We start from the raw sequence: 26,786 nt of genomic DNA on the forward strand, positions 1-26,786 counted from the left end.
ACCACTGGCGTCACGACGCGTGTCCACGCTGGTCTTCGCAACCAGGCCGAACGGTGTACCGGTGCCTACGATCGCTTCACATTGCGACTTCACACTGCGAATTGGAAGGGTATGGTCTAGACCATGTCGCGTTTGACTGGTGTCGGAGTCAGCTCCGGCCGCGCCTCGGGACCGGTCGCCCGAGTCGCCGATCCCCTGCCCGAACCGCCCGCCGCCCCCGCACCCACCGATCCGGCCGCCGAAGCGGCCCGCGTCCGACCGGCTGCCGAAGCCGTCGCCGAGCGGTTGTTCCAACGCGCCAGCCGAGTCGACGGCGATGCCAAGGCAGTGCTGGAAACCACCGCCGCGATGGCGATCGATCCGGCCCTGATCTCGCAGGCCGAACAACTCGTGAACACCCGCGCGCTGCCCGCGCCGCGCGCGGTCTACGAAGCCGCGAACGGCTTTTCCGACGCGCTGCGCGCGGCAGGCGGCTACATGGCCGAACGCGCCCGCGACGTCCAGGACGTCCGCGACCGGATCATCGCCGAACTGTTCGGGATGAAACCGCCTGGCGTGCCCGAACTCGACCGGCCGAGCATCCTGCTGGCCCGCGACCTCGCCCCCGCCGACACCGCCGATCTCGACCCGGCCCTGGTGCTGGCGCTGGTCACCGAGGAGGGCGGCCCGACCAGCCACACCGCGATCTTGGCTCGGGCACTGGGAATTCCGGCCGTGGTCGCGGTTCGCGGTGTGCTCGGCGTGCCCGACCTGGTCGGCGCGATCGTCGATGGCGACAGCGGACAGGTCGAGACCTCCGAGGAGATGGTGGCCGTCCAGGTCGCCGAACGCGCTGCCCCCGGCGAGTGGAACGGCCACGGCGCAACCGCCGACGGCAAGCAGGTCAAGATCATCGCCAACGTCGGGTCGGGTGCCGATGCGCGGGCCGCCTTCGCGGCCGGGGCGCAGGGCATCGGCCTGTTCCGCACCGAGTTCTGCTACCTCGCGGCCGACGACGAACCGTCGGTCGACACGCAGCGCAGGGCGTACGCCGAAGTGCTCGCGCCGTTCGCCGACAAGCCGGTCGTCGTCCGCACCCTCGACGCCGGTGCGGACAAGCCGCTGGCCTTCCTCGACATGGGCGTGGAGCCGAACCCGGCGCTCGGCGTGCGCGGACTGCGGGTCGCCTTCGCCTGGCCCGACGTGCTGGAGCGGCAGCTGACGGCGATCGCCGGTGCCGCGGCCGACTCCGGCGCCGAGGTTTCCGTGATGGCGCCGATGGTCGCCACCGTCGACGAAGCCGCCTGGTTCGCCGAGCGCGTCCGGGCCGCGGGCCTGCCGCGGGCCGGGGTGATGATCGAGATCCCGGCCGCCGCGTTGAGCGCGGCGGAGATCCTCGACGTCGTCGACTTCGTCAGCATCGGCACCAACGACCTCGCCCAGTACGTCTTCGCCGCGGACCGGATGGCGGGTGCGCTCGCCGAGCTCAACGACCCGTGGCAGCCCGCGTTGCTGCGGCTGATCGCCACGGTCGGTCACGCCGGCCGGGAGCTCGACAAACCGGTCGGGGTGTGCGGTGAGGCGGCGTCCGACCCGCTGCTGGCCGGGGTGCTCGCGGGCCTCGGCGTGACCAGCCTGTCGATGGCCGCCGCGGCCGTCCCGGTGGTCGGCGCGGCCCTCGCCAAGCATCCGCTGCTGACCTTCCAACAGGCCGCCGAAGCGGCCCTGTCCGCCCCGACCCCGACCCGAGCCCGCGCGGCCGTGCACGCCGTGCTCGGCTCCTGACCAGCCATTTCGAGAAATCAGCCAGTTCAAAAAAACGGGGTGCCAGTTTCGGCCCCTAAAACTGGCACCCCCGTCTGGGCGCGGCGCGGTCAGCCGCGGGCGCGGGCGAGGACCGGGCGGACGAGGTCGCGCAGGTGGTTGGACGGCTCGATGCCCAGTTCCTGGTCGAGGAGGCGCTCGTAGCGCTGGTAGTGGCGGACCGCCTGCGCCGGGTTGGCCTGCTGCAGCAGCACCTTGACCACCGCGCAGTGCGCCGTCTCCCGGAACGGCTCCACCTGGGTCGCGGCCTGCGCGATCTCCAGCGCGCTCGCCAGGTGCCGGGATTGCACCAGCCGCTCCGCGGCCACCTCCAGCGCATGTACCTGCAACTGCTGCAGGCGTTCACGCTCGGTGAGCACCCAGTCGTCGTACCAACCGGGCAGCAACGGCTCGTGCCCGGCCAGGTCGCGGCCGATCTCCGCGCAGTCGCCGGGCGAGTCCGTCGAATCCTGGTGCACCAGGTACCGCCCGGCGGCGACCAGCCCGTCGACGTCCAGCGACACCAGCGGGGCGAGCTCGATCTCGTGCTGCGCGCTGATCACCGCGCCCTGGATCCGCTGCCGCACCCGCCACAGCGTGGTCCGGAGATTCGCCAACGCGCTCTGGTCGTCACTCTCGGGCCACAGCACGCCAGCCACGTAGTCGCGTTGGGTGCGTCCGCGCAGCGCGAGGAAGGCGAGCAGTCGCTGTCCGTTGCTGGACATCGCCACGCCTTCACCATTCGCGTGCAGTTCCCATCCGCCGAGCAGCGTCAGCCGGATCGGCTGGTCGGGCTGTGCCGGGGTGCGTGACCGCCGACGTGCCATCGGACGCACAGTTCCACCGCTCATAGTTCCCCCCTCGACAGGCCTGGATTTGGCCCAGTGCGTGGAGCGGACGCCGTTGGTGAGCGTCGGCTCCAGCGAGTTCCGGTGACCGGCTCAGCGGCACCGGAGGCCCACACCCTTGCCCATCGGGGGTGCTCCGGTCGGTTGTTACTGCACTACTGACGGTGACTTTCAGTCTTCACGGCGCAAGAGTTGGGCTCCCACACCCCCCGTGGGAGCCCAATGGCGGAGCAGTTCAGGCGCGCACCGCGCGATGCCGACCGCCCATGCTCCGTTGCTTGTTGCGCGCGACTCGCCGCGCGATCCGCCGCCCGACGCGCACCACGAACGCCACCGCGCCCACCCAGGGCAGCAGCAGGATGATCATCGAGACCACCGCCAGCACCGACGCCCAGAAGGCGCCCTGCCCGACACCGGTAACCAGCAGCATCCAGTAGTCGTGACCCCGGGTGAACGCACTGGACAGGTAGACCGGCAGCCGCCACAGCAGGATCCCCAGTGCGAGCGCCAGGGCGGGCACCACGATCAGCACCCAGGCGGTGACGATGATCCGCACTCGCGATCGCAGCCCGGAGGGCGGGGCGGGCTCGCCGCCGCGCCGCCCGATGATGCGTCGCAAGAACGGGCCGACCTGCCCGAACAGGTTCGGCACGCCGACCAGATCGCCCAGGATGTAGTAGCCGTCCAAGCGCAGCAGCGGCACCAGCTGCTGCAGGATCTGGATGTGGCTGAGCGCGATGAAGACCAGCAGCGGCGGGTAGTGCGTCAAGCCGTAGATCCCGGCCATGGCCAGGATGAACACCGCGTTGAAGTAAATCCCGCCCAGATCGGTGCGCAGCCTGCCGCGCCGATCCAGCCGGTAGGCATCGGTGACGTTCGTGTAGAAGCAGGGCACGATCAGCAGCACCCCGACGCCGATCGCGCCCGGCTTCGCGCCGCCGTAACGGCATCCGGCGGCATGCCCCACCTCGTGGAACAACGTGCTGACGATCATCAGCCCGAGCAGCAGCAGGACCTGCACCGGCTCGCCCACAGACTGTTGGAACGCCAGGTCGAGGTAGCCAGAACTGACCAGCCACACGTCCAGGGCCACCAGCCCGCCCAGCACCAGCACCACGACGACCGGCAGGTACAACGGGGCGAGGATTGCGGCCACCACGCGCACCACCCGGGCAGGAGCGAGCACCCCGTGCATCGCCAGCGCCAGCAGCGGCGCTGCCTTCGGTGGTTCGACGATCGGCTCGGACAGGGTGGCGATGCCCAGCGGATGCAGCTTCTCGGTGATGAGGTACTCCGCACCGGCAGCGGACACGTCCTGGCCGCTGGCCCGCGACACCCGCGCGGCCACCGCGCCCAGCGTCCGGGTGCCGTCGATCTCGGTGGCGAGTTGGTAGAGCAACCGCGACACCAGCGCCATCTGGCCGTCACCGCGGGATATCAGGTAGCGCGGTTCGTCGAAGCCGCCGCCTTCGTACTCCCCGCACAACGACACCCCGTCGGCCAGTCGGGCGACCGCGTGCTCGTCGGTCTGCGGCGCGCGGTCGGTCTGGGTGACTTCTGACATTGAATCCTCCTGCGAACCCGTTCAGATGCGGGTGGAGCTGCACCAGTAGCGCGCCCGGTCAGGACGTAACCGGCCAGCACGTAGCCTGGCCGGGAGCGAACGCTTCGCCCCCGGCCAGACGGGACCCATCAGAGCTGGTTGGCCCCGACCCATTGGCTGGCGATGGCCGTGGCGTCGCTGCCGACGCCACCCACGTTGATCGCGATCGCCAGGTTGACGGCGGTGACGGTGTTGATGTCGCCGATCAGGCCCCAGCCGCTCAGGGCGTCGCGCTGCGGAAGCAGTTCCGCGGCCTCGCTCGAAAGATCGAGAGTGTGCATGTTCCATCTCCTGGAGGTGAAGCCGGCCGCCCATCACGCGCAGCTGAGATGGGCGGCCGGGAGTGTTAACTTCAGACCGCTCAGAACTGGCTGACGCAGATGTTCTGAACAGCGGCGGCGGTCGTGTTGGTGAACGGGCCGCCACCGAGGGCGACGGCGGTGTTCGACGCGTTCACGGCCGCGACGTCGTTGCCAAAGCCACCCCACCCGCTGAGGGCTTCGCGCTCGGGCAGCAGCTCAGCGGATTCATGCGAAAACTCCATGACCATGCTCCTGTTCGCGTAAACGGTATTTCGAGTGCGCCTTCTTCACGCCGCTGGCAACGAGTACGCCGAAGGGCGCGTCACCAACCACTCTGGAAGACGTTGATGTTCTGGACAGCGGCGGCGGTCGTGCTGCTGAACGGGCCGCCACCGAGGGCGACGGCGGTGTTCGACGCGTTCACGGCCGCGATGTCGCTGCCAAAGCCACCAAAGCCAAAGCCACCCCAGCCGTTGAGGGCTTCGCGCTCGGGCAGCAGCTCAGCGGATTCATGCGAAAACTCCATGATCATGCTCCTGTTCGCGTAAACGGTATTTCGAGTGCGGCTTCTTCACGCCGCTGGCAACGAGTACGCCAAAGGACCCGTCACCGACCCGTCACAAGGTCGTCACGACATCTCGCGGGACCGGCGCGACACCTTCCGGTAACGGTCCGTGGTGTCCGGCTGAGCAGCGAAAACTCCGCTCCGACAAGAGCTTTTGTCAGTGAATCGGGTGAACGTGGAAAATTCCGAACAGATCTCGGTCACCGAATGAAAAAGGCCCGCGAGCCGGATCGGGCTCACGGGCCTTGCACAGCGCGAATCACGACTCGGAGGGTTCGCCCTCTTCCTGGTCCAGGCCGTGCTCGATGGCGTAGCGGGCCAGCTCGACCCGGTTGTGCAGCTGGAGCTTGCGCAGCGTCGACTGCACGTGGTTCTCCACCGTGCGGTGCGAGATCACCAGCTTCTTCGCGATCTGCCGGGCGGTCATCCCCTTGGCGACCAGCCGCAGCACCTCGGTCTCCCGATCGGTGAGCTGCGGCGCCTGGGATTCCGAGTCCGGGGTGATCGCCATCCGCCGGTACTCGCCGAGCACCAGCCCGGCCAGCCCGGCGGTGAACACCGCGTCCCCGGCGGCGGTGCGCTGCACCGCGTCCATCAGCTCCTCGATCGACGCCGACTTGACCAGGTAGCCGGAGGCCCCGGCCTTCACCGCCTCCAGCACATCGCTGTGCTCCCCGCTGGCGGAGAGCACCAGCACCCGCGTGCCGGGGATCTCCTGGGTGATCTGCAGGGTCGCGTTCACCCCGGAGGTGTCCCCCAGGTTGAGGTCCATCAGCACCACATCGGGGGCCACGGTCCGCGCGATGCGCAGCGCCGACGCGGCGTCGCTCGCGGTGGCCCGCACCTCGAAGCCGCGCTCGGTCAGGTCGCGGGCGACCCCGTCGCGCCACATCGGGTGGTCGTCGACGACCATCACGGTGACGGGCGGCTCGCTCATCGTTTTCCTCCTCTGCGGCGCTTGGCCGGGGGCGGGTTCGGCCGGGGCACCCGGACCTCCCACTCGGTTCCCTCGTCGGGCTCGGTGTCCAGCGTGATCGTGCCATCCAGGCTCGCCACGCGACCCCGAATCGACTTGGCCACGCCCAATCGGCCTTCCGCGGCCGCCTCGGCGAGCCGGCCGTCGGGAATGCCGGGGCCGTCGTCCCGCACGGTCAGCACCACTTCCGCCGGTAGCTCCTCCAACAGCACCCAGGCCTGGGCCTGCGGCCCGGCATGCTTGTCGACGTTCGCCAGCGCTTCCCGCACCACCGCGAACAAATCCGAGCTCAACGGCTCCGGCAACCAAACCGGATTGCCCGGGATCGACACGTGGATCCGGCTGGTGCGCAGCACTTGCAACCGCGCGGCGAGGTCGGTCTCACCGTCCTCCGCGGTCTCCCGAGGGGTGGTCGCGACCAGCGCGCGCAGCGCGATCTCCTGCTCTCCGGCGAGTTTCGCCAGCTCAGCGGTCTCCCCACCGAGTTCCGTGCCGCGACGGCGCACCCGAGCCAGCACCTGCAGAACACTGTCGTGGATGGAACGCGCCAGCCGTTCCCGCTCCGCGGCCGCGGCCTCCGCGCGCAGCGCGCGTGCCAGCCGCTCGGTGGACTTGCGCGCGGTGTCCGAGGCCAGCCCGAGCACCAGCCCGGTCCCGACCAGCAGCAAGGTGTCCAACGACATCGTGGGGCCGCTGTAGCCCCGGATCAGGTAGTTGCTGGCCGCCGCGATGATCCCGGTCGACAGCCCGCCGAACATGCCCCACTGCGCCGCCGCGGCGGTGACCATCGTGGGGTGCCACACCGTCACGACCGACGGGAAGTCGTTGGCCATTTGGTAGTCGGAAAGGATGAACTCGTTGCTGAGGAACAGCACGGTCACCACGACGCAGTCGAGCAGGACCATGCGGTTCGTCCGGCCCGCTCGGGTCCAGTAGCGCCAGACGGTGAACACCGTCCACAGCCCCATCAGGATGATGACCACCAGCGCCAACCACGGCCGCCGGTATTCCTCGAACTGGGCGACGACCCAGAAGCAGGCGTACAGGAACGTCACCACGCGGAACACGTTGTGCCCGCGCCACAACGGCGAGCGCCCGTCGGTCACGTGCGGTTGGCTGGACAACGGTTGCGGACTGCCCACATTCGCTCCTTCCCAGCGGACCATCCTGCCGTACATCGAGGCCCGGCAGAGACCGCCGGATCGAGCACTCTGCGTGTTTGTGATCACGACCAGCATCGACCGGAATTGCCCGAGTCGCGCGCTGCGGCATGTCGGCACGCTGTGCAAGGCTCCTCGCGGGAGGTGATCAGCTTGGTGCGCGGGTGGTTGCTGTGGCGCCTTCGGCCAGCGGCGATCGCCTACGCGCTCGCGATCCAGGTGGTGGCGCTCGCGCTGGTGGTGCTGGTGTTCTTGACCAGCCGCGCGCCGTTTTCGCACGAACTGGTGACATTCGCGATGTTGGCGGTCACCGCCGGGACGGTCATCGTGATCACCTCGGTGTCCATCAACGTGCGACGGCAGATCAGGCGAAATCCGTGGACCATGCACATCGCCTACCTGGCCGCCGGAATTCTCACGCTGCCACCGAGCCTGCTGGTGCTGCTGCTGCTCGGGCCGACCCTGCACGGGGTGTTGGACGGCCGCCCGGAACTGCACCGCTGGCTGTTCACCACGGCGGCGACCACGATCGCCACGCTGTCGGCCCGGTTGGTCCTCGGTTGGGACGAACCCCGGTGGGGGCCGGTGCTGTTCGTGCTGGCCGGGGCCGTGCTGCTGCTGGTGCGGGCCGTCCTGGTCGCGTTGGGCATCCGGCTGCGCAACCCCGACGCCGCCCGGCAGGACGTGCTGGGCGAGCCGATCGACGTGCTGCTGGGCATCGTCGCGGCCAGCCTCGGCGGACTGCTGGCGGTGGCGGTCAGCCGCGAGCCGAGCAGCGCGCTGCTGGCCGGTCCGCCGCTGGTCCTGCTGGACCTCGCCAGCCAACTCCCGCAGTGGCGGCGGTCGGCGCAGCGGGACGGCAAGACCGGCCTGGCCAACGCGGTGCACTGGGAACGGTTGGCGCGCACCGAACTCGACCGGGCGCGGTCGCGCGCCCAACCCGTTTCGCTGCTGCTGCTGGACCTGGACCACTTCAAGCGGGTCAACGACGAGATCGGGCACCTCGCGGGCGACACCGTGCTGGCGGCGGTCGCGATGATGCTGCGCAGCAGCGTGCGGCGCGACGATGTGGTCGGTCGCTTCGGCGGCGAGGAGTTCGTGGTGCTGCTGCCCGGTACGGAAGCAGACCTGGCGTGCACGGTGGCCGACCGGATCCGGCGATCGACCGCCGCGCTCTCCGTCCCGGCGCGCGACACCCGGGGTGAGCACCGCGAGCTGGACGGCCTGACGGTCAGCATCGGCGTGGCCACCACGGTCCGCTTCGGCTACGACCTGACCGACCTGCTGGTCGCCGCCGACGCAGCCCTGCTCGCAGCCAAATCAGCAGGCCGCAACGCGGTGACCCTCGCCTGACGAGCTCGGGCCGACGCGGCTGTGCCGGATTCGACCGCTGCGCGGGTGAGGCGAGCCGCTCACACCTCCGAGTTGCGAGGCGGGTCGGTGGAGGCCCCGTTCGGGCTTTCGTCGGGTGGGGTTTCCGCTTCACCTGGTGGTGGTTCGGCTTCTTCGCGGTCGGTGGGTGCCGGTGGTTCGGCCGGTTCCTCCTCGGCGGTCAGGGACCGGATCGCGGAGTTCAGGACCGCGACCATCGGCACCGCCAGCAGCGCACCGACGATCCCCGAGACCACCAGCCCGATGCTGATCGCCAGCACCACGCCCAGCGCGTGGATCTGCACGGCCCGCCCCAGGATCAGCGGTTGCAGCACGTTGCCCTCCAGCTGCTGCACCGCGAGCACGATGCCGACCACGATCAGCGCGATGATCGGGCCCTTGGTCACCAGGGCGACCAGCACCGCGACCGCACCGGAGGCCACCGCACCGACGATCGGCACGAAACCGCCCAGGAACACCAGCGCGGCCAGCGGAATCGCCAGCGGAACACCAAGGAACACCAGTCCGAGTCCGATGCCGAGGGCGTCGACCACCGCGACGAGCGCGGTCGCCCGCACGAAGCCGACCAGCGAGGCGAAGCCCCGGCAGCCCGCCACATCGACCCGGTGGCGCGTCGCCATCGGCGCCAGCCGGATCACGAACAGCCAAACCCGGCGGCCATCGTGCAGGAAGTAGATCAGCGTGAACAGCGCCAGCACCAACCCGGTCAGGAAGTTGCCGAAGGTGCCCGCGGTGGACAACGCGCCGCTGGTGAGCGCGGCCTGGTTGGCCGCCAGCCATTCCTGGGCCTGCGCCAGGTACTGGTTGATCTGCTGCTCGTTGATGTGCAGCGGCCCCGACGCCAACCAGTCCCTGAGCTGGTTGAGGCTGGCGATGACCTGGCGCTGCAGGTCCGGGAAACCCTGGATGAAGGCGTTGATGACGAAGGTGAGGACACCGCCGACCACCACGAGCCCGCCGATCAGCACCAGTGCCGTGGCCACCGCGCGCGGCACGCCGCGGCGGGCCAACCCGGACACCAGCGGGGCCAGCAGCGCGGCCAGCAGCAGCGCGATGGCCACTGGGATCACGACCACGTAGATCCGGCTGACGATCAATCCGAGGACGTACACGGCGCCGAGGACCACCAGCGCCCGCCAGCTCAGCGCGGCCGAAACCCGCAGCACGCGCGGGATCGATGTGGCCGCATCATCCCGCGTGGTGATCTTGAAGTCGTTCACCCTGCCACCGTAGCGCCGACCGCGAAACCGAGGGGCGAAATGACCACCGGGCGCTACCGGACTGGATCACCAGTAACACGATGTAGCGAAGGTGTCGCGCTGTGCTTACGGAATTGGCGGTTGTTTTGAAAGAGTCCGGTCCGCGAGGAGGACGAGCTCCAGTGGGGAGTCGCCCAAAGCCGAGGAGGTTCTGGCACCGAGATGTCCCGCCGCGAACGCAGGACGGGAGCCGCCCAACCGTGGCGGCTGCTGACCCGTGCGCTCGTGGTGGCGGGCGCGACGGTCGCCGGAACCTCCGCGGCTTGGCTGATCGGCACCGCAGGACCGGCGAACGCCGCGGACCTGCGCTCGGCCGCATCCGCTGACACCCCGGATTCCTCGCCCGCACAACCGGCGACCGACGCGGCGACCACCGATCCGTCCGGTCCGGCCCAGTCCGGTCCAGCCCAGTCCAGTCCGGCCCAGTTCTCGCTGAACCACCTGGATCCGGTCGAGCTGGTCCGCTCCGGTCCGGCGGGGCGGCTGCTAGCGGCGACCCACCCGGTGCGCGCCGCGCTGCGCGACTCCACGGCTGAGGTCCGGCACGTCGCGGACAGCGCGCTGTCGATCACCGGTGCGCAGGCCAGCACCTTGTCCACGTCTGTCGACAGTGGACTGGAAGACCTGGGAAAGCCCCTGCTGTCCGGGGAAACCGACGCGCAGCAGCCCGCCGCCGTGCCGCCCGCATGGCAGGCGCCGCTGCCGGGCCCGCCACCGGGCGCCCCGGCGCCGCAGCTGATCGAGCACCACCGGTCGGCCGAGAAAGCGGAGTCGGTCGCCGGGCGGCGCGCCCCGAACCCGGCGCAATCCCCTGGGCTTCCGGCTCGCTCGACCCCGTTCAACCTGCCCGCGCCGCCCGGTTCGCCCGGCTGCGGCGGAACCGGCGACGGGCACCAGCACAACAACACCGCGCTCGGCTGGTACCCGGCCGGGCCGGACGGCGACCCAGCTCCGGCCGGCGCGCCGACCTGCGACACCGCCCGAGCGCTGCTCGGCGTGCCTGAACCGCAGCCCGGCACCACCCCCGACTGATTCCGGCCCCGACTGATTCGCAGCGGCGCGGCACCGGCGACGAATCACGTTGCCGCGAACCGAAATCCCGCCGCGCGCGCAACCCAGAACGCATTTCCCGAAAGCCCGCCGTCGCACTTGATCAAATTCCGGTGACGGTGTGGCGCCCACCGTTGATTTTTCTCCCCCGAGCGGGGAAGCCTTGTGAAGGAGAGATCCATGCAGACTTGGGCGAAGCGCGGTGTGCAAGCCGCGCTGGTCACTGGTGGCATGTTGGCCGTCGGCACGGGGGTCGCATCCGCCAGCCAGACCTGCCCGGAGCGCCCGACCCCCCCGCTGGGCGAGTCGGTGTTCCCCCCCGTACTCGACGAGCTCGGAGACGATACGGTGCCTGCCGATCGGTGCTTCGCGGGTGAGCTGTTCCCCGATAGCATCGGAACGCAGTACAACGCCCCGCTGGTGGAGACGCGAACCAGCTACCCGGTGACCGCACTGACCGGCACTCTCGACCCGATGCACGACCTGCTGCCCGCCGTCGAGAACGAGCAGACCCAGGAGATCCCGGCCCTGAGCGACGCGCATTGGCACGACTCGCATTGGCACGACTCGCCGCGGACCGAACCGCTGCACCTGGCCGGTTGGGTCGCCGACCCGGCCGCCGCCCGGCCGTTGGCCACCGCGCCCGGCCTGCCGCCCTTCGACGGGAACCGCCCGGTCACCCCGGCCGAGGGCTTCCACCGCTCGTTGAGCTGGGCCGGTCCCATCGGCGAGGTGATCCAAGGAGGTGCCAACACCCTGGACGGGGGTGCCTTTCGAGATGGTGCGGTCCTGGATGTCCCTGCAGACCTGGTGATCCCGCACGACGACCTGGTGTACTTCGACGGTTTCGGACCGGCCAACGGGATCGTCGAGCTGTGGGAGGACGCCCTCTCGCGCGGCCAGGACGAGGCCCGGCACGAGAACCCGGGTCTGCTGTTGGTGCCGGAGCAGGTCGACCTCACCTCCGCGGAGCTGCCCAGTCTGCGCAGCGACCTGCACACCGTGCCGCACGCGGTGCTCGCCGGGGTGCTTTCGGCGGTTGCCACCGGGCCGATGCCGCGCGCGGACTTCGTGCCGCTGGAAGTGCCGGGCGAGCACCAGGCGAAGGTCAACGAGATCCCGGAACTCGGCGGGCTCACCCTGCTCGACCTGTCCAAGACACCGGGCACCGTGCAGCGCAGCGAATCCCCGGGCGTGGCGGCCCCGCTACCGGTGCTGGGCGACCTGAACGCGCTCGGCGGCGGACAGACCTCGGTGCCAACGGTCAGCCGGATCACCGCGGCGCTGGACGGTGTCGCGCCCCGCAGCGGACGCCCGGAGTTCACCGGCGACCCGCTGAACTCCAACACCGAAGTCCGGGTGCTGGACGAACTGGACACGATCCCGTCGGCGGACCGGATGGTCACCCACAACCCGTTCCAGACGATGGCCACCTCGCGCGCCGCGGGCCTGGGACTGCCGGTGCTCGACGGCGGCGTTCCGGACATCACGGCCGTGCAGGGCGAGACGCTGCCCACGCCGAGCATCACTCCGGACGGCCTGCTGCGCAGTCTGGAGAACGCGGACACGGTCGTCCTCGACCGGATCTGACCACCCGAAGCCGAAACCGGGGCGCGGAGGCAACCCTCCCGCCCCGGTTTTTCATTGCCCGCGAACCGGGTTGGTCGCCGGAACCGGGCTTGCGGCAATCACGGGACTGCGGCGGTGATCGGGGCGTCCGAGGTCGCGTCGCCGTCGGTGCCCGGCTTCGCCGTCCCGCGACGGGCCCGCCACCAGCGGAACGCGTTGTAGAGCAGGTACGACAGTCCGAAGTAGACGTAGGCGTTGCCGATCAGCTGCTCGAAGACGCTCCAGCGCAGCTCCAGACCATCGCCCTGCGGCATCTTCCAGTGCGGGCCCATCACGAAGAACCCGGCGACCAGCGCGGTCGCCAACAGCCGCGGCCAGTCGCGCCGCAGGTAGGCCGCACCGAGCAGCAGCACCAGCCCCGGAATCGCCCAAACCCAGTGGTGCGACCAGGAGATCGGCGACACCAGCAGCCCGAGGACCGCGTTGATCGTCACCGCCGTCGGCAGGTCCCGCTGCCGGAGGGCGTGCACCATGCCCAGCACCGCCAGCACCAGCACCAGCACCGCCAGCACGGCGAACACCGCGGTCAGGTTCGGCATCGACAGCTTGCTCAGCAGCGAACGCAGCGACTGGTTGCCCGCGTAGGTCGACGCGTCGCCGGTGAACTGCGGACCGAACGACACGTTGCTGCTGGCCAGCATTTCGTGCAGCCAGAACCGCCGGGCGTTGTCGAAGGTCAGCACGAAGCCCAGCAGCGCGGTGCCCAGGAAGGTCAGCAGCGCGGTCACCACCGTCCGGACATCCCGGCGCAGCAGCGGCAGCAGCAGGAACACCAGCGGTGTGAGCTTGATCCCAGCGGCCAGGCCGATCAGCAACCCGCGCGGATACGGCAACTTCTTCGTGCCGTCCGCCCGCCACAGGCAGTCCACCACGACCAGCGCCATCAGCACGATGTTGATCTGCGCGTAGGTGATCGTCTCCAGCACCGGTTCGCTGATCGTGGCCAGCGGCAGCACCGCGGCGGCCACCAGCAGCACCTTGTCCCGGTGCGCGTGCAGGAACGTCGAGGCCCGCAGCACCACGTACAGCGTGACCAGCAGTGCGACGTGGCTGACCAGCATGATCACCGCGGTCGAGCCGACCTTCGGGATCAGTGCCAGCGGGGCGAACAGGATCGCCGCGAACGGCGGGTAGATGAACGGCAGCAGCAGCCCGGACTCGGTGGCCGGGAGGTTGTGGTACAGGTCGTGGCCCGCCAGCAGCGCCTGCGCCCCGAGCCGGTACACCTCGCCGTCGATGTGGTCGTGCGTGTTGACGGTGGAGACCACCATTACCGCGATCAGCTCCGCGATCGCGATGACCAGCAGCAGTGATCGGTGTTCGCGCAGCCGCTCGCGCAGCAGCAGTCGACCCGCGGTTCCGTGCACCGGCATGCCTCATCCTCTCGCCTGCAGCACCTCGACCAGCGTAGAGATCCGATCGACGGGCCGGACCGGGACAGTGCGGTTTCGCCACCCATGCCAGCGAACCAAGATTCACCTGCTCGAATCATCAAGTTCGGGGCTGCGAGGTGACGCAGCGCACGCTCGCGAAAAGCACCTGACGCACCGTTATGTGCGCTGCGTGAATACCACCATTACGGGTGGTCGTCGGACCCTTGAATTCGGACCTGCTCGGAGGGGAGGCTCGGACGAACTGCTCCGTTTGGTGGGGAGGGAGGGGGCCAAATGGGTGTCCTTGAGGTGACCACACCGGCTCGACTGACGCCGGTCTGGGACGAACTCATCAGCGGGTTGACCGTGGGCGTGCTGTTGACCGACGAACGCGGTCAGGTGTTGGCCACCAACGACGTCGCCGCCGAGCTGATGCAGCTGGCCAAGGCCGATCTGCTCACCGGCGTCCGCCCCACCGGTTGGCAGGTGCGCGACGACACCGGCGCCCCGATGCCGGACTGGGCCGAACTGGCCGGTCAGGTGCTGCGGGCCGGTTCGCCGTTGTCCATCCCGATGGTGATCGCCCGCAGCGGCCAACCGTGCAGCCGCATCTGGGCGGACTACCACCCGGTGCAGGTGCAGGGCCGCAGCCGGGTGCTGATCCTGCTGCAGTCGGTGCACACCGACGTCTCGCACAGCCGTGGCCTGCTCGACCCGCTGACCGGACTGCCCGGCCGAGTCCTGTTGCTGGATCGCCTCGATCAGTCGCTGGTGCGCGCCCGCAGCCGCGGCACACTGTCCACTTTGGTGCTGGTCGACGTGCAGCGACTTGCGGCTTTCAACACCGAGCACGGCTTCGAACGCGGCGACGACCTGCTGACCACGCTGGCCAGCAGGCTCCGGGAGGGACTCAGCGACGAGCACACCGTGGCCCGCTATGGCGGTGACGAGTTCGCGGTGGTCGCCGAGCACCCCAGCGGCACCGGCGAGGAGATCGCTGAGCAGGCGCGCGAGGTGGCGGGCTGGCCGGTGCGCATCGGCCGCAAACGCGTTCGTCCCGGACTGCGGGTCTCCTGGGTGACCACCGACGGCCAGGCCTCGGTGCACTCCGTCCTCGCCAGAGCGGAGCAACAACTCCAGCACTAGACCGCCGTTCCCGGTGGACGATCACCGGCATTCGCGATGTCGGGAATCCCGCAGCAACTCCCGCAGGTGCGCTGTCACCAGCACCGCACCGTCCTGGTGTTGACCGGGTCGGCCAGCGGGATGCCCGCAAGCGGACACGGGTGCCCCTGCCGTTGCGGCGCGTTGGCGTTCAGCGGTCGAGCTTGCCCGCGATGAAGTCCTCGACGGCCTGGTAGGCGGCGGAGTCGGAGTACTGCTGCGGCGGGGATTTCATGAAGTACGACGAAGCGGACAGGATCGGCCCGCCGATGCCGCGGTCCTTGGCGATCTTGGCGGCCCGGATCGCGTCGATGATGATCCCCGCCGAGTTCGGCGAGTCCCACACCTCCAGCTTGTACTCCAGGTTCAACGGCACGTCCCCGAACGCACGGCCTTCGAGGCGGACGTAGGCCCACTTGCGGTCGTCCAGCCACGGCACGTAGTCCGACGGGCCGATGTGCACGTTGCGCTTGCCGAGATCGCGGTCCACCTGCGAGGTCACCGACTGGGTCTTGGAGGTCTTCTTCGACTCCAGCCGCTGCAACTCCTTCATGTTCAGGAAGTCCATGTTGCCGCCGACGTTGAGCTGCATGGTGCGGTCCAGGTGCACCCCGCGGTCCTCGAAGAGCTTGGCCAGCACCCGGTGCGTGATGGTCGCCCCGACCTGCGACTTGATGTCATCGCCGACGATCGGCACCCCGGCGTCGGTGAACTTCTGCGCCCACTGCGGGTCGGAGGCGATGAACACCGGCAGTGCGTTGACGAACGCCACCCCGGCATCCAGCGCGCACTGCGCGTAGAACTTGTCGGCCTCCTCCGAGCCCACCGGCAGGTACGACACCAGCACGTCCACCGCGGCGTCCCGCAGCGCCCGCGCCACGTCCACCGGTCGGTCGTCGGATTCCTCGATGGTCTCGCGGTAGAACTGCCCCAGACCGTCGTAGGTGTGACCGCGCTGCACCGTCACGCCCAACGGCGGCACGTCGGCGATCTTGATGGTGTTGTTCTCGCTGGCCACGATCGCTTCGGACAGATCCCGGCCGACCTTCTTGGCATCCACGTCGAACGCCGCGACGAACTTCACGTCGCGCACGTGGTAGTCGCCGAATAGGACGTGCATCAGACCCGGCACCCGCGTGTCCGGATCGGCATCGGCGTAGTACTGGACGCCCTGCACCAGCGAAGCCGCGCAGTTCCCGACACCGACGATCGCCACTCGCACCGCTCGATCGGGACGATCTCCGCTCATGGCAGGGCCCTCCTTCTTGCTCATCTGTCGTGTCCTTGCAGTTCTTGCTCGCCGACGTTGGGTCGGCCAAGCGCCGCAGCAGCCTGCTCGGCGCGTTCGTGTTCGATGATTTCGTCCAGCCAGCGAACCTCGTGCTCGCTGTGATCCAGCCGGAGCCGGTGCAGTTCGCGGGTGTAGCGGTCGAACCGGTCCTCGGAGCGCGCCAGTGCGCTGCGCAGACCGTCCCGGCGCTCCTCGACGCGGCGGCGCCGTCCTTCCAGGATCCGCAGCCGGACCTCGGCCGGGGTGCGGGTGAAGAACATCATGTGCACGCCGAAGGCGTTGTCGTCGCAGGCCTGCGGTCCGCAGTCGCCGACCAGTTCGGCGAACCGGTGCCGACCGGCGGCTGTGATCCGATACACGCGTCGCCCCCGACGGCCCCACCCGCGCGAGCCGGGCGCGTCTGGCTCTTCCTCGATCAACCCGGCGCGCAGCAGCCTGCGCAACGTCGGGTACAAAGTTCCGCAGGACAGTGCGCGGAAGGCGCCGAGCGTGTCGTGCAACCGTTTCCGCAGCTCGTAGCCGTGCATCGAGGCCTCATGCAGGAGCCCGAGCACGGCGAGTTCGAGCATCTGCACCTCCTCGGCCCGATTTCAGCGGCGGCGCTGCGCGCGAGTGCGGCGCACCACCGGGCGGATTATATCGCGCCGATATATCGAAAAACACGATCGAGCAGTGCCGGAGGTGGTCATCGTCACTGCTGGTGGCGGTTGTCGACGGTGCCTGCCCTGAACGGCGCATGGAGTAGTCGCGGTCGACACGTACCCTGTGGTCGTGCGGACCCAACGGCAAGTGGTCGACTACGCGTTGCAGCGCCGAGCGCTGCTCGCTCAAGTCCACGCGGGCCGAGTCGGGGTGATGGAGGTCTGCGACGCCGACCCGTACCTGCTGCGGGCGGCGAAATTCCATGGTGAGCCGAGCGGGGTGACCTGCCCGGTGTGCCGGAAGGAACCGTTGACCCTGGTTTCCTGGGTCTTCGGCGACGCCCTCAAGCACGCGTCCGGATCGGCGCGGGCACCGGAGGAGCTCGACCGGATGGCAACCGTGTTCGAGGAGTTCAACGTCTACGTCGTAGAGGTATGCCGCACATGTAACTGGAACCACCTGGTGCAGTCGTACGTCTTGGGAACGGGCGGTCTGGACGACAGCCGTTCCCGACGCAAGACTGCCGCGGAGTGATATCGGCCGTGCTCCCCGGTACGACCGCGCGCGCCCGGTGCGGCGCATCCCCGACATGAACGCATCACAAGGCGTCCCAGTTACGCCTGTCCTGGAGGCCCACTCGTGAACGACGAGCGTGACGACCACACCCGAGGCCGCCACTCACGGCATCCGCACCCCGAAGGTCGAGGCGCCCCACCACCGCCGCAGCGACCGGGGCCACCGCGTCCCGGCGATCAGGCGCGGCCGCCCCAGCGCCCGGTGCCCGGCCCGCCGCCGGGCCCGCCCGGTGCGGGCGGCCCCGCGTGGCCGAGCGAGGAGCCGCGGCCCGGCGGACCCCAGCGACCGGCGGCCCCCGGCCCGCAGTGGCCGGGCGGTGCCGACCCCGGCGCGCAGGACACCCAGCAGAACCCGCCGGTGCCGCCGCCTGGTCAGAACATGCGCTGGCCGGATGCGGAGCCGCCGCAGGAGCAGACCGGCGCGTGGACGCCGTCGTTCGACGACGACGATGACGACTCGGCCCAGCGTCAATCGGATCTGGGCAAGCGGCTCGGCGGCGAACCCGGCGAGTCCGCGAACAGCGGGGGGCGCCAAGTCGACCCGCCCACCTCGTTCGCCGCGGCGCCACCGCCGCCGAACGCCGGACGCCAGGGGCCTCCACCGCCACCTCCGCCAGGTGCGCAGCAGACCCGGCAGGTGCCAGCGCCACCGCCGCCAGGGCGTCCGCCGCAGCCGCCGCGCGGCGAGCAGCCGACGCAGAACATCCCGCAGACCCCGGCGGACAACCGCGATGGCGATCGTCGCCGGGCGGGCGGCGCAGCCGCTGCCGCCGCGGCGGGCGGGATCGCCGGAGCGGCCGCAGGCGCCGGGATGGCGGGCGCGGCCGGGGCCGCTGGAAGCGCGGCCGGTGCCGCCGCCGGGGCCGCTGGTGGAGCCGCGGGTGCGGCGATGGGAGCGGCCGGGGGCGCGGGCCGAACCCGCGAGCCGCAGTTGCTGACGCACCAGGAGCAGGGGAACTACAACTACTACGCCGACGACTCCGCGGACGACGACTACGGCAACGATCCCTACGGAAATGATCGCAATGGTGACAACGGCGACGACGACTTCGACAAGTTCGTCAACGACGATTACGACGAACCAGACGACCTCGCGGACCCGGACGACGAGATGACCGCCGCCCAAGCCAAGCGCAGCCGGATCTGGCGGCGGCTCCGCCGAACCTGCTACGTCGCCGCGGCGCTGGGGGTCCTGGTACCGACCGCGGTGTTCATCTACGGCTACCTGGCGTGGGACGCGCCGAACGAGGCGCAGGTGATGGGCGCGAGTCGGCCGATCGAGTTGCAGTACTCCACCGGTGCACCGATGGGGCGCATCGATCCGGAGGGCTCGCGGGAAGTCCTGCACGACATCAACGAGGTGTCGGTGCCGATGCGCAACGCAACCGTCTCGGCCGAGGACGCCACCTTCTACTCCAATCCCGGCTTCGACTTCATGGGCATCGTGCGGTCGGGTTACTACTTGTTGAGCGGTTCCGGCGTCGGCGGTGGCTCCACGATCACCCAGCAGTTCATCAAGCTGGACCAGGGGCTGAAGAAGGACCCGACCTACATCCGCAAGATCAAAGAAGTTGTCCTCGCCTTCAAGCTGACGAACCAGGAGAAGAAGGACAACATCCTGCTCGCTTACATGAACACGGCGGACTACGGGCGCGGCGCGAACGGCATCACCGCTGCGGCGCGGGCGTACTTCGACAAGAAGCCGAGCGAACTCAACTCCGCCGAGGCGGCTGTGCTGGCGGGTGTGGTGCAGAGTCCCTACGGGGGCAACGACCCCGGCCAGAACCCGGAGAAGGGACAGAAGCGCTGGGAGTACGTCGTCGGGCAGATGGAGCAGAACGGCTTCCTGCAGCCCGGCGAGCGGGAGACCATGACGCTGCCGGAGACCCGGCCCCGCACGGAGTGGAAGACCAACAGCAGGCTCTCCCCGGACCAGGACGCCATCTGGCAGAGCGTCCTGCGGGAGCTGGAGTCCAAGGGCCTGACCGAAAGCGAGCTCTCCCGCGGTGGTTACACGATCAAGACCACCATCGATCCGGACGCCCAGCAGAAGGCTTTGGCCGCCGTCGACGAAGTGATGCAAGGACAGCCGGAATCGCTGCGCACCTCGTTCGTCGCGGTCGATCCGGAGACCGGCGGAATCCGGGCGTACTACGGTTCTCAGCAGCGGATCGGTGACCTCGACTGGGCCAGCAGGCCGCAGGAGCCGGGTTCGTCGTTCAAGCCGTTCGTGGTGGCCGCTGGTCTGGAACAGGGCCACGGGATCGGCGAGCTCTACGACGGCAGCGGGCCGCAGACGATCGCCGGTACCGAGTTCGACAACTCACCCGGGGTGCGCTGCGACGTGCCGACGCACTGCGGGGTGCGCGAGGCGATGACCAAATCGGTCAACACCGTGTTCGTCAACATGGCCAACAGGTACGGGCCCACGAAGGTCGCCGATGCCGCGCACCAGGCGGGCATCCCGGAATCGAGGCAGCTGAACCGCAACGGCGTCGTCGAGGCCGGTATCGCGCTGGGCCAGTACCCGGTGCTGCCGTCTGACATGGCCTCCGCGTACTCGTCCTTCGTCAACGGCGGCCAGCGGGTTCCGGCGCACTTCGTGGAAGAGGCGATGAGCTCCGAGTCGGGCCCGGCCGATCTCGAAATCCCGAAGCCGAGCCCGGCGTTCGGCAGTGCATCGGAGAGCAGGGACGTCGCCTACAACATCGGGCAGACGATGCTGGACGTCGCCGCGCATTCGCACGCCCCGCTGGCCGGGAACCGGCCGGTGGTGTCCAAGACCGGTACCCACCAGTGGGGCTCCACCACGAAGAACCAGAACGCGTGGATGATCGGCGCCACCCCGCAGATCTCCACCGCGGTGGCCATGCTCAACGACGCCGACGGCAGGACGAAGGCGTTGGTGGACAAGAACGGCGACGACTTCTACGGCGGTGGCCTGCCCGCCAAGATCTGGCAGGAGTTCATGAACTCCTACCTGCAGGGCAAGCCCGTGGAGAAACTGCCCACCGGTGAGAAGATCGGCCAGTTCGAAAACGTCCCGCCGCCCCCGCCGACCACCACGATGCCGCCCACCACCACGATGCCGCCGACCTCGGAGGCCAGCGAGTCCGAAGACCCGGACGAGACCAGGACCCAGCGGCCGCGGCCGGGCGAGGACTGCGGCGGCTGGCTGGAGCCGGACTGCCCGACCCAGGAGAACGGCAACGGCAACGGCAACGGCGATTCCAACGACGGACCGGCGAACGTGGCGCCGACCCGGAACAGGTACTACGGCTGAGCATCGGCCAACCCGCGAAGGGGCACCCGCGACACGGCGGGTGCCCCTTCGCGTTGTCCGGCCCAAGTAACATCCGGGCGTGTCCACCTCGACCGAGCCAACCAGCACCGAACCGCCGCCGACCGCCGGTGAGCGCGCGAGCTCGGCGGTGGACAGCGACTCGCTCGGCCCCGCCGACCGCGTCCCGCCGACCTGGACCGAGCCGCTCGCGCAGCGGCTCAGCCGCCCCTTCGGCGGGCGGCTCGGGCGGCACGCGCAGGTCGGTCGGCAGTGGTTCTGGACGCCGCTGCGGGTGATCCTGCTGTTCGCGGTGCTGCTGCTGGCCGCCGCATGGCTTTTCAAGGCGCCCTGCCAGGTCACCTACGACAGCGCCAACGGGCCGCAGTTGGACTGGCGGAACAACCGGCAGTACACCGCGATGTGCTACACCGACATCATTCCCCGCTACGGCATGGGTGATCTCGCGCCGGACACCGCTTTCCCGTACAAGACACCGTGGTTGGAGAACCCGGGCACGCCGCGCCAGCAGGTGCGGTACATGGAGTACCCGGTGCTCACCGGGGTGTTCCAGTGGGTCAACGCGCGGGTCGCCGACGGTTGGGCGACGTTGGCCAGCTACGGCTGGCTACCCGGCGGCTTGGCGAGCGTGCTGTACTTCAACATCACGGCGTTCTGGCTGGCCGCGGCCTGGTTGGTGACCATCTGGGCGGTGGTGCTGCTGTGCCGCAGACGGATCTGGGATGCCGCGCTGGCCGCCTTGTCGCCGCTGGTCTTCGTGCATGCCTTCACCAATTTCGACGCCCTGGCCACGGCTTTCAGCATGGTCGGGCTGCTGGCGTGGGCGCGGCGCAAGCCCGTGCTGGCCGGGGTGCTGATCGGGCTCGGCGGCGCGGCGAAGCTCTACCCGCTGTTCTTCCTCGGCCCGCTGCTGGTGCTGGCGTGGCGGGCCGGGAAGCTCCCGGACGCGATGCGCGCGGTGTTGGCCACCGCGTTGACCTGGCTGGTGGTCAACGTGCCGATACTCGTGCTGTACCCGGCGGGCTGGCGGGAGTTCTTCCGGCTCAACAACGAGCGCCAAGCGGATCCGGACTCGCTGTACAACGTGGTGATGCACTTCACCGGCTGGGCCGGTTTCGACGGTGCGCTGCCCGATGGCGCCATGCCGACGGTGCTCAACTCGGTCAGCCTCGCCCTGTTCCTGCTGGCCTGCCTGGGGATCGGGTGGTTGGCGCTGGCCGCACCGACTCGGCCGCGGCTGGCGCAGCTGTGCTTCCTGGTGGTGGCGGCGTTCCTGCTGACCAACAAGGTGTGGAGCCCGCAGTACTCGTTGTGGCTGGTGCCGCTGGCGGTGCTGGCCATCCCGCGCTGGCGGGTGCTGGTGGTCTGGATGATCGTCGACGCGGCGGTTTGGGCGCCACGGATGTACTACTACCTCGGCACCGCCAACAAAGGCCTGCCGGAAGGCTGGTTCCTCGGCGCGGTCGTGATCCGGGACGCGATGGTGGTCGCGCTGTGCGTGCTGATCGTCCGGGAGATCCTGCGGCCCGCGCAGGACCGGGTCCGCGCCGCCCTCGCGGCCCGGGGCGAGCGCGGTCCGGGCGCATTCGACGACCCGTGCGGCGGGTTCCTGGACGGGTCGCGGGATCGGTTCGTGCTGCCGGGCCTGTCCCGCTGGGCCGAGCAGCGGCCCCGGCCGACGAGACGGTGATCCGCTGCGGCGCCGGGCGCTACTCCTGGCGTAGCACTGCGGGATGACCCGCGACCGCGCCCTGCCTCCGCAGGTGGAGGGGGATTCAGGGGCATCTCGGGGTCGATCCCTGACGAACCGAGCCGCTGCGGCAGGCAGTATTGAGGCATGACGACGTACCGAATGCCCCTTGCCCGGCCGCGAGACGGCGCGATGATCGCGGGTGTGTGCGCCGCATTGGCCCACCGGTTCGGCATGAAGCCGTTCACCGTCCGACTGCTGTTCCTGCTGTCCTGCCTGCTGCCCGGACCGCAGTTCGTGCTCTACATCGTGCTCTGGATCATGATCCCGAAGCGCTGAGCGAAGCGCCGATTCCACGGATTCGCACGGCCACGCCCAACGTTCGCACTACGCGCGGCGGACGAACCAGGTCGTGACGAGGAACGCGCTGACGACCAGCACACATCCGGCGACGAGCGCGGAACGGATGAGCAAGGCAGCGCTCGCCGAATCCGCGCTCAGCGCCAGCAGCAGCGGGAAGGCCAGCGGAATCCACTTGGCCAGCAAGGCGATCCCGAACAGCACGCCCGCAGCGGCCACCGCGTAGCCGATCCGGCGGATCACCAGCCCGGAGCACGGCAGGGCGAGGGCGATGCCGAACACCGCGCACGCGACGTGCGCGAGCAGCCCGATGCCGAGATCGCTCGGCGCGTAGCCGAACCCGTGCGCGATCTCCGACCACACCACGGTGAGCACCGCGAGACCGACCGAACACACCAGCGCGGCCAGCACGATGCCGAACAGCATCCGGTACATCGACCGGACGTGCGTGGCGGTGAGCGCGCGCTGCACGGTGTCCTCCACATCGACGAGCGCGATCGTCAGCCAACCCGCCACGACCAGCAGCGCGCCGCAGGTCACCGCGTAACCGGGCAGCGCAGGGCCGGAGTTGTCGCTGTAGAGGATCGCCGTCATGCCGAGGTACAGCAGCACCGGCGGCAGGTAGCGCTGCGAATGCCACAGCATGGCGAGCTGGTAGCGGACCAGCGCGATCATCGACTGCCCTCCCGCGCCCTGGAATCGACCGCGAGCACCACGCAACCCCGCTGGATCGCGGTGAGCAGCAAGGACTCCCGTTCCGCCACGGCCACGACCAGCTCGACGTGCTGATCCCGGTGCACCGCCAGCACACCGGGTTGTGCCGCCCAGTCCACCGCTTCGCCGTCGCGCAACACGATCCGGCAGGCGTCGTCGGCTTCGAGCAGCTGCAACCGACCCCCGGTGAGCAGGTGCGACCGGGTGGCCTGCGCCTGCACCACTTCCGGTCGGTGGTCGGTGAAAACCACGGCGGTCCCGGCGGCCGTGGACTCGGCGATCACCTCGGTCAGCGCCACGCGGGCCTCGGCGTCCAGCCCGGACCAGGGTTCGTCCAGCACCAGCAGTTCGGGCTCGGCCAGCAGGGCCTGCGCCAGGCCGACCTTCTGCGCGTTGCCCTTGGAAAGATCGCGCAGCGGCGTGTCCGGACCACCAGCGAGCGCGAAGCGGTCGAACCACTCATCGGCCCGAGTCCTCGCCTGCGCCGTGGACAGTCCGCTGATCCGGCCCAGGTGGCACAGGTAGGCGCGGGCGCTCATGCGTTGCCGAGCCGGAAACCGGTCCGGTAGGTACCCGATGGTCGGCCGACCCGCGACCGTTCCGCCGGACGGCCGGGAAATCCCGGCGAGGATCCGCAGCAACGTCGACTTCCCCGACCCGTTGGCGCCGAGGATCCCGACGGCCTCACCAGCCCGCACCGCGAGGTCAACGCCACGGAGCACCGAAAGCGCCCCGTGGCGCTTGGTAATCCCCGCGAGTTCCACGACCGGCATTCGCGGCAACCCGAATCACCTCCAGAACAGCACCGCCAGGCCCGGCCGAGCACGATTCCGCCAGGTACGTCGCTTCCTCGCGGAATTGTGCCGGGCCCGATCAGCGGCGGGCGTGGGCGTCGAGGACGTAGGCGACGGCCGAGGTGACCTTCGCGGCGAACGCGAGGTGCAGCGACTCGTCCGGTACGTGCGCGTTGCTGTCCGGTCCCAGCGCCCCGGTCACCACGAACTGCGCGTTCGGGTAGGCGCCCTGCAGCAGGCCCATGAACGGGATCGAGCCGCCCAGCCCCAAGGTCCGCCAGCCCGCGCCGAACACGTCATCGCTGGCCGCATCCAGCGCGGCGGCCAGCCACGGCGCCAGCTCGGGCGCGTTCCAACCGAGGCCGGTCTCGGAGTATTCGAAGCTGACCCGTGCCCCGTACGGCACGTCCGTGGTCAGCTTCTCCCGCACCGCCCGCAGCGCCGCCTCCGGATCGGCGGTCGGCGGCAGCCGGAAGCTCAGCACCACCGTCGTGTGCGGCCGCAGCACGTTGCCCGCGTCCGCTGGCTTCGGCAGCCCGTCGGCGCCGATCACCGACAGCGTTGGCCGCCAGGTGTTGTTCAACGCGAGTTCGACCTCGTCCTCGTCGACCGGCCGCAGCCCGTCCAGCCACGGCACCGAGCCGCGCACCAGGCCCGGCACCGCCGCGATCGCCGATCGCACCTCGTCGACCCGGTTCGCCGGGATCGGCACGTTCAGTTCGGGCACCAGGATCTCGCCGGTCGCGGAATCCTCCAGCCGGTCGAGCAGTTGCCGCAGCACCCGGAACGAGCTGGGGGCGATGCCGCTGGCCGAACCGGAGTGCAGACCGCTGTCCAGCACCTGCACCTTGAGGTGCAGCTGCACCAGGCCGCGCAGCGAATTCGTCAGCCACAGCCGCTCGTAGTCGCCCGCCCCGGAATCCAGGCACACCACCAGCGACACCTCGCCGAGCCGGTCGGCCAAGTGCGCCAGGTAGGCGGGTAGGTCAGGGCTGCCGGACTCCTCGCCGGTCTCCAGCAGCACCACGCAACGCGCGTGCGCTCCCCCGTGCTGCCGGACGGCTTCGATGGCCGTGATCGCCGCGTACCCGGCGTAGCCGTCATCGGCCGCCCCGCGGCCGTACAGCCGACCGTCGCGAACCACCGGCGTCCACGGCCCGAGACCCTCCGACCAGCCGCCCACCGGCGGCTGCTTGTCCAGGTGCCCGTACAGCAGCACCGTGCCGTCGGCCGCGCCCTCGGTCGCCGGGATGTCCACCAGCAGCAGCGGCGTGCGTTCCGGCAGCCGCACGACCTCGATGTTCGCGCCGGTGATCCGCCGCGCCGAGACCCACGCCCGCAGGTGCTCGATGGCGGCGTCGAGGTGCCCGGCAGCGACCCATCCGGCGTCGAAGGTGGGCGAGATCGCCGGGATCTCCACCAGCTCCGACAAGCTCGGCAAGACCGACTCGTCCCATGCCTTTTCAACGGTTTTCGCTACGGCTGCACGATCCACGCCGCGATCCTATGCCTGCCCGAGCACCGCGGTCGGCCATGTCTGGAACTGCTCCAGGTGCCGCCCACCTGCTGGGGGACCGTTGATCTCAGCTCGCCCCGCCGCCGCCATCCCCACCGCCATCCCCACCGGCGCCGGTCGTTGCGGCGGACGCACCGGCGGTGATCGCCGCGGCCGCGGCCGCGATGACGGCCGCCACCGCTTGGCCGAGCTGCTCGCCCTTGCTGATCTCCTTCAGCCGCTTGCGCTCGGCCCGATCCAGACCGAGCGACCGGACCAGCCCGGTCGCGTGCACCACGGCGGCCAGCAGCGCCAGCCGGTTGTCGAGTTCGCGCTCCCGGCGGGCGACCGCGCGGATCTCCGCGATCAGCGCCTGCCGCGCGGCGGTGTCCGGGAAGTACTTGTCGTACGGGATGAACAGCGCCTTCTTCGGCTCGTGCCGCATCAGGCCGCGCCGCGCCAGCGCCGCGCAGTGCACCTTGCGGACCGAACGCCGGTGCTGGATCAGCCGCGAAGCGGCCAGCGGCTTGTTCGCCGATCCGGCCTTGCGCACCAGGAACGCCATCGACTCGTCGAGCCAGTCGAGTCCGCTGGGGCTCGCGTCGACGACCCGGATCTTCTTGCCGACGAACTCGACCCGGTGCCGCAGCGCCAGCTCGCCGAGTTCGGCGGCGCCGACGTAGTCGGCTGTCGAGTGGTAAGAACCGTTGTCCTTCTGGAGGAGCAGCACGAACTCCTCGGGCAGGGTCAGTGCGGTCATCCGCCCAGTCTGGCAGCGCCCACCCGCCCACGTGGCCGATTCGGTCGTGAGTGCGAAAACC

The 26,786-nt window shown here is 69.8% G+C and carries 24 protein-coding genes; 9 read left to right on the plus strand and 15 right to left on the minus strand.

Features of this window, described 5'->3' with window-relative positions; translation table 11 throughout:
* Positions 1-123: 123 nt before the first annotated feature.
* The gene (ptsP, locus tag ACTWQN_RS22545) at positions 124-1,764 is read left to right on the plus strand and encodes a phosphoenolpyruvate--protein phosphotransferase (RefSeq protein ID WP_443205509.1); all 1,641 of its coding nucleotides are present in this window, start codon (positions 124-126) and stop codon (positions 1,762-1,764) included.
* 89 nt (positions 1,765-1,853) lie between these two features.
* Here ptsP and ACTWQN_RS22550 read toward each other — a convergent pair whose 3' ends face one another.
* The 7 genes from ACTWQN_RS22550 to macS all read right to left on the minus strand — a co-directional run bounded on the left by ACTWQN_RS22550 (position 1,854) and on the right by macS (position 7,218).
* Positions 1,854-2,609, minus strand: coding sequence for an AfsR/SARP family transcriptional regulator (locus ACTWQN_RS22550; RefSeq protein WP_443205510.1), 756 nt, complete (start codon positions 2,607-2,609; stop codon positions 1,854-1,856).
* Between the two features lie 256 nt (positions 2,610-2,865).
* Positions 2,866-4,194 (minus strand): hypothetical protein, encoded by a 1,329-nt coding sequence (locus tag ACTWQN_RS22555; protein ID WP_443205511.1) that lies wholly within the window; start codon positions 4,192-4,194, stop codon positions 2,866-2,868.
* Between the two features lie 128 nt (positions 4,195-4,322).
* Complete coding sequence (locus ACTWQN_RS22560) at positions 4,323-4,514, minus strand: hypothetical protein (protein WP_443205512.1); 192 nt, start codon at positions 4,512-4,514, stop codon at positions 4,323-4,325.
* An 80-nt stretch (positions 4,515-4,594) separates the two neighbouring features.
* Positions 4,595-4,777, minus strand: a complete 183-nt coding sequence (locus ACTWQN_RS22565; protein WP_443205513.1) for a hypothetical protein — start codon at positions 4,775-4,777, stop codon at positions 4,595-4,597.
* Between the two features lie 80 nt (positions 4,778-4,857).
* Positions 4,858-5,061 (minus strand): hypothetical protein, encoded by a 204-nt coding sequence (locus ACTWQN_RS22570; protein WP_443205514.1) that lies wholly within the window; start codon positions 5,059-5,061, stop codon positions 4,858-4,860.
* Positions 5,062-5,359: 298 nt separating this feature from the next.
* Positions 5,360-6,037 carry a response regulator gene (locus ACTWQN_RS22575; protein WP_443205515.1) on the minus strand — a complete coding sequence of 226 codons (678 nt, stop codon included), beginning with the start codon at positions 6,035-6,037 and terminating at the stop codon, positions 5,360-5,362.
* Complete coding sequence (gene macS / locus ACTWQN_RS22580) at positions 6,034-7,218, minus strand: MacS family sensor histidine kinase (protein ID WP_443205516.1); 1,185 nt, start codon at positions 7,216-7,218, stop codon at positions 6,034-6,036. Before macS ends, ACTWQN_RS22575 begins: the two co-directional genes overlap by 4 nt.
* A gap of 174 nt (positions 7,219-7,392) precedes the next feature.
* Here macS and ACTWQN_RS22585 point away from each other — a divergent pair, with 174 nt between their 5' ends.
* Positions 7,393-8,589, plus strand: coding sequence for a GGDEF domain-containing protein (locus tag ACTWQN_RS22585; protein ID WP_443205517.1), 1,197 nt, complete (start codon positions 7,393-7,395; stop codon positions 8,587-8,589).
* Positions 8,590-8,648: 59 nt separating this feature from the next.
* Here ACTWQN_RS22585 and ACTWQN_RS22590 read toward each other — a convergent pair whose 3' ends face one another.
* The gene (locus ACTWQN_RS22590; RefSeq protein ID WP_443205518.1) at positions 8,649-9,848 is read right to left on the minus strand and encodes an AI-2E family transporter; all 1,200 of its coding nucleotides are present in this window, start codon (positions 9,846-9,848) and stop codon (positions 8,649-8,651) included.
* A gap of 201 nt (positions 9,849-10,049) precedes the next feature.
* On the opposite strand from ACTWQN_RS22590, the gene ACTWQN_RS22595 reads away from it, so the two are divergent.
* Positions 10,050-10,919 (plus strand): hypothetical protein, encoded by an 870-nt coding sequence (locus ACTWQN_RS22595; protein ID WP_443205519.1) that lies wholly within the window; start codon positions 10,050-10,052, stop codon positions 10,917-10,919.
* A 198-nt stretch (positions 10,920-11,117) separates the two neighbouring features.
* On the plus strand, positions 11,118-12,527 hold the full coding sequence (locus ACTWQN_RS22600) for a hypothetical protein (RefSeq protein WP_443205520.1): 1,410 nt from the start codon (positions 11,118-11,120) through the stop codon (positions 12,525-12,527).
* 98 nt (positions 12,528-12,625) lie between these two features.
* Here ACTWQN_RS22600 and ACTWQN_RS22605 read toward each other — a convergent pair whose 3' ends face one another.
* The gene (locus ACTWQN_RS22605) at positions 12,626-13,939 is read right to left on the minus strand and encodes a glycosyltransferase 87 family protein (RefSeq protein WP_443205521.1); all 1,314 of its coding nucleotides are present in this window, start codon (positions 13,937-13,939) and stop codon (positions 12,626-12,628) included.
* Between the two features lie 294 nt (positions 13,940-14,233).
* Here ACTWQN_RS22605 and ACTWQN_RS22610 point away from each other — a divergent pair, with 294 nt between their 5' ends.
* A complete protein-coding gene (locus ACTWQN_RS22610) occupies positions 14,234-15,085 on the plus strand; it encodes a GGDEF domain-containing protein (RefSeq protein WP_443205522.1) in 852 nt (283 codons plus the stop codon).
* A gap of 169 nt (positions 15,086-15,254) precedes the next feature.
* On the opposite strand, the gene ACTWQN_RS22615 is transcribed toward ACTWQN_RS22610, so the two are convergent.
* Together ACTWQN_RS22615 and ACTWQN_RS22620 are read right to left on the minus strand one after the other, a co-directional pair.
* Positions 15,255-16,352: an inositol-3-phosphate synthase gene (locus tag ACTWQN_RS22615; RefSeq protein ID WP_443205523.1), complete on the minus strand. Its 1,098-nt coding sequence runs from the start codon at positions 16,350-16,352 to the stop codon at positions 15,255-15,257.
* A gap of 20 nt (positions 16,353-16,372) precedes the next feature.
* Positions 16,373-16,963 (minus strand): PadR family transcriptional regulator, encoded by a 591-nt coding sequence (locus tag ACTWQN_RS22620; RefSeq protein ID WP_443205524.1) that lies wholly within the window; start codon positions 16,961-16,963, stop codon positions 16,373-16,375.
* Between the two features lie 202 nt (positions 16,964-17,165).
* On the opposite strand from ACTWQN_RS22620, the gene ACTWQN_RS22625 reads away from it, so the two are divergent.
* The 4 genes from ACTWQN_RS22625 to ACTWQN_RS22640 all read left to right on the plus strand — a co-directional run bounded on the left by ACTWQN_RS22625 (position 17,166) and on the right by ACTWQN_RS22640 (position 22,941).
* The gene (locus ACTWQN_RS22625; RefSeq protein WP_443205525.1) at positions 17,166-17,570 is read left to right on the plus strand and encodes a DUF5318 domain-containing protein; all 405 of its coding nucleotides are present in this window, start codon (positions 17,166-17,168) and stop codon (positions 17,568-17,570) included.
* A 105-nt stretch (positions 17,571-17,675) separates the two neighbouring features.
* The gene (locus ACTWQN_RS22630; protein WP_443205526.1) at positions 17,676-20,894 is read left to right on the plus strand and encodes a transglycosylase domain-containing protein; all 3,219 of its coding nucleotides are present in this window, start codon (positions 17,676-17,678) and stop codon (positions 20,892-20,894) included.
* 79 nt (positions 20,895-20,973) lie between these two features.
* Entirely contained in the window at positions 20,974-22,602 is a 1,629-nt protein-coding gene (locus ACTWQN_RS22635) for a glycosyltransferase family 87 protein (RefSeq protein WP_443205527.1), read from the plus strand.
* 147 nt (positions 22,603-22,749) lie between these two features.
* The gene (locus tag ACTWQN_RS22640; RefSeq protein WP_443205528.1) at positions 22,750-22,941 is read left to right on the plus strand and encodes a PspC domain-containing protein; all 192 of its coding nucleotides are present in this window, start codon (positions 22,750-22,752) and stop codon (positions 22,939-22,941) included.
* Between the two features lie 48 nt (positions 22,942-22,989).
* Here the strand turns inward: ACTWQN_RS22640 and ACTWQN_RS22645 are convergent, their stop codons facing one another.
* From ACTWQN_RS22645 to ACTWQN_RS22660, 4 genes are all read right to left on the minus strand, one after another.
* Positions 22,990-23,637, minus strand: a complete 648-nt coding sequence (locus ACTWQN_RS22645; protein ID WP_443205529.1) for a hypothetical protein — start codon at positions 23,635-23,637, stop codon at positions 22,990-22,992.
* Positions 23,634-24,449: an ABC transporter ATP-binding protein gene (locus tag ACTWQN_RS22650; protein WP_443205530.1), complete on the minus strand. Its 816-nt coding sequence runs from the start codon at positions 24,447-24,449 to the stop codon at positions 23,634-23,636. Before ACTWQN_RS22650 ends, ACTWQN_RS22645 begins: the two co-directional genes overlap by 4 nt.
* A 100-nt stretch (positions 24,450-24,549) precedes the next feature.
* The gene (locus ACTWQN_RS22655; RefSeq protein WP_443205531.1) at positions 24,550-25,965 is read right to left on the minus strand and encodes a M20/M25/M40 family metallo-hydrolase; all 1,416 of its coding nucleotides are present in this window, start codon (positions 25,963-25,965) and stop codon (positions 24,550-24,552) included.
* Between the two features lie 88 nt (positions 25,966-26,053).
* Positions 26,054-26,725, minus strand: coding sequence for a GOLPH3/VPS74 family protein (locus tag ACTWQN_RS22660; RefSeq protein WP_443205532.1), 672 nt, complete (start codon positions 26,723-26,725; stop codon positions 26,054-26,056).
* Positions 26,726-26,786: the final 61 nt, after the last annotated feature.

Origin of the sequence: Saccharopolyspora antiqui, assembly GCF_052246905.1 — a bacterium.
GTDB lineage: Bacteria > Actinomycetota > Actinomycetes > Mycobacteriales > Pseudonocardiaceae > Saccharopolyspora.

Coding starts and splice junctions, on each gene's coding strand:
- ACTWQN_RS22660 (WP_443205532.1), bottom strand. CDS start 26,725: ATGACCGCACTGACCCTGCCCGAGGAGTTCGTGCTGCTCCTCCAGAAG.
- ACTWQN_RS22595 (WP_443205519.1), top strand. CDS start 10,050: ATGTCCCGCCGCGAACGCAGGACGGGAGCCGCCCAACCGTGGCGGCTG.
- ACTWQN_RS22600 (WP_443205520.1), top strand. CDS start 11,118: ATGCAGACTTGGGCGAAGCGCGGTGTGCAAGCCGCGCTGGTCACTGGT.
- ACTWQN_RS22560 (WP_443205512.1), bottom strand. CDS start 4,514: ATGCACACTCTCGATCTTTCGAGCGAGGCCGCGGAACTGCTTCCGCAG.
- ACTWQN_RS22615 (WP_443205523.1), bottom strand. CDS start 16,352: ATGAGCGGAGATCGTCCCGATCGAGCGGTGCGAGTGGCGATCGTCGGT.
- ACTWQN_RS22645 (WP_443205529.1), bottom strand. CDS start 23,637: ATGATCGCGCTGGTCCGCTACCAGCTCGCCATGCTGTGGCATTCGCAG.
- ACTWQN_RS22570 (WP_443205514.1), bottom strand. CDS start 5,061: ATGGAGTTTTCGCATGAATCCGCTGAGCTGCTGCCCGAGCGCGAAGCC.
- ACTWQN_RS22605 (WP_443205521.1), bottom strand. CDS start 13,939: ATGCCGGTGCACGGAACCGCGGGTCGACTGCTGCTGCGCGAGCGGCTG.
- ACTWQN_RS22640 (WP_443205528.1), top strand. CDS start 22,750: ATGACGACGTACCGAATGCCCCTTGCCCGGCCGCGAGACGGCGCGATG.
- ACTWQN_RS22550 (WP_443205510.1), bottom strand. CDS start 2,609: ATGGCACGTCGGCGGTCACGCACCCCGGCACAGCCCGACCAGCCGATC.
- ACTWQN_RS22650 (WP_443205530.1), bottom strand. CDS start 24,449: ATGCCGGTCGTGGAACTCGCGGGGATTACCAAGCGCCACGGGGCGCTT.
- ACTWQN_RS22555 (WP_443205511.1), bottom strand. CDS start 4,194: ATGTCAGAAGTCACCCAGACCGACCGCGCGCCGCAGACCGACGAGCAC.
- ACTWQN_RS22575 (WP_443205515.1), bottom strand. CDS start 6,037: ATGAGCGAGCCGCCCGTCACCGTGATGGTCGTCGACGACCACCCGATG.
- ptsP (WP_443205509.1), top strand. CDS start 124: ATGTCGCGTTTGACTGGTGTCGGAGTCAGCTCCGGCCGCGCCTCGGGA.
- ACTWQN_RS22565 (WP_443205513.1), bottom strand. CDS start 4,777: ATGGAGTTTTCGCATGAATCCGCTGAGCTGCTGCCCGAGCGCGAAGCC.
- ACTWQN_RS22610 (WP_443205522.1), top strand. CDS start 14,234: ATGGGTGTCCTTGAGGTGACCACACCGGCTCGACTGACGCCGGTCTGG.
- ACTWQN_RS22620 (WP_443205524.1), bottom strand. CDS start 16,963: ATGCTCGAACTCGCCGTGCTCGGGCTCCTGCATGAGGCCTCGATGCAC.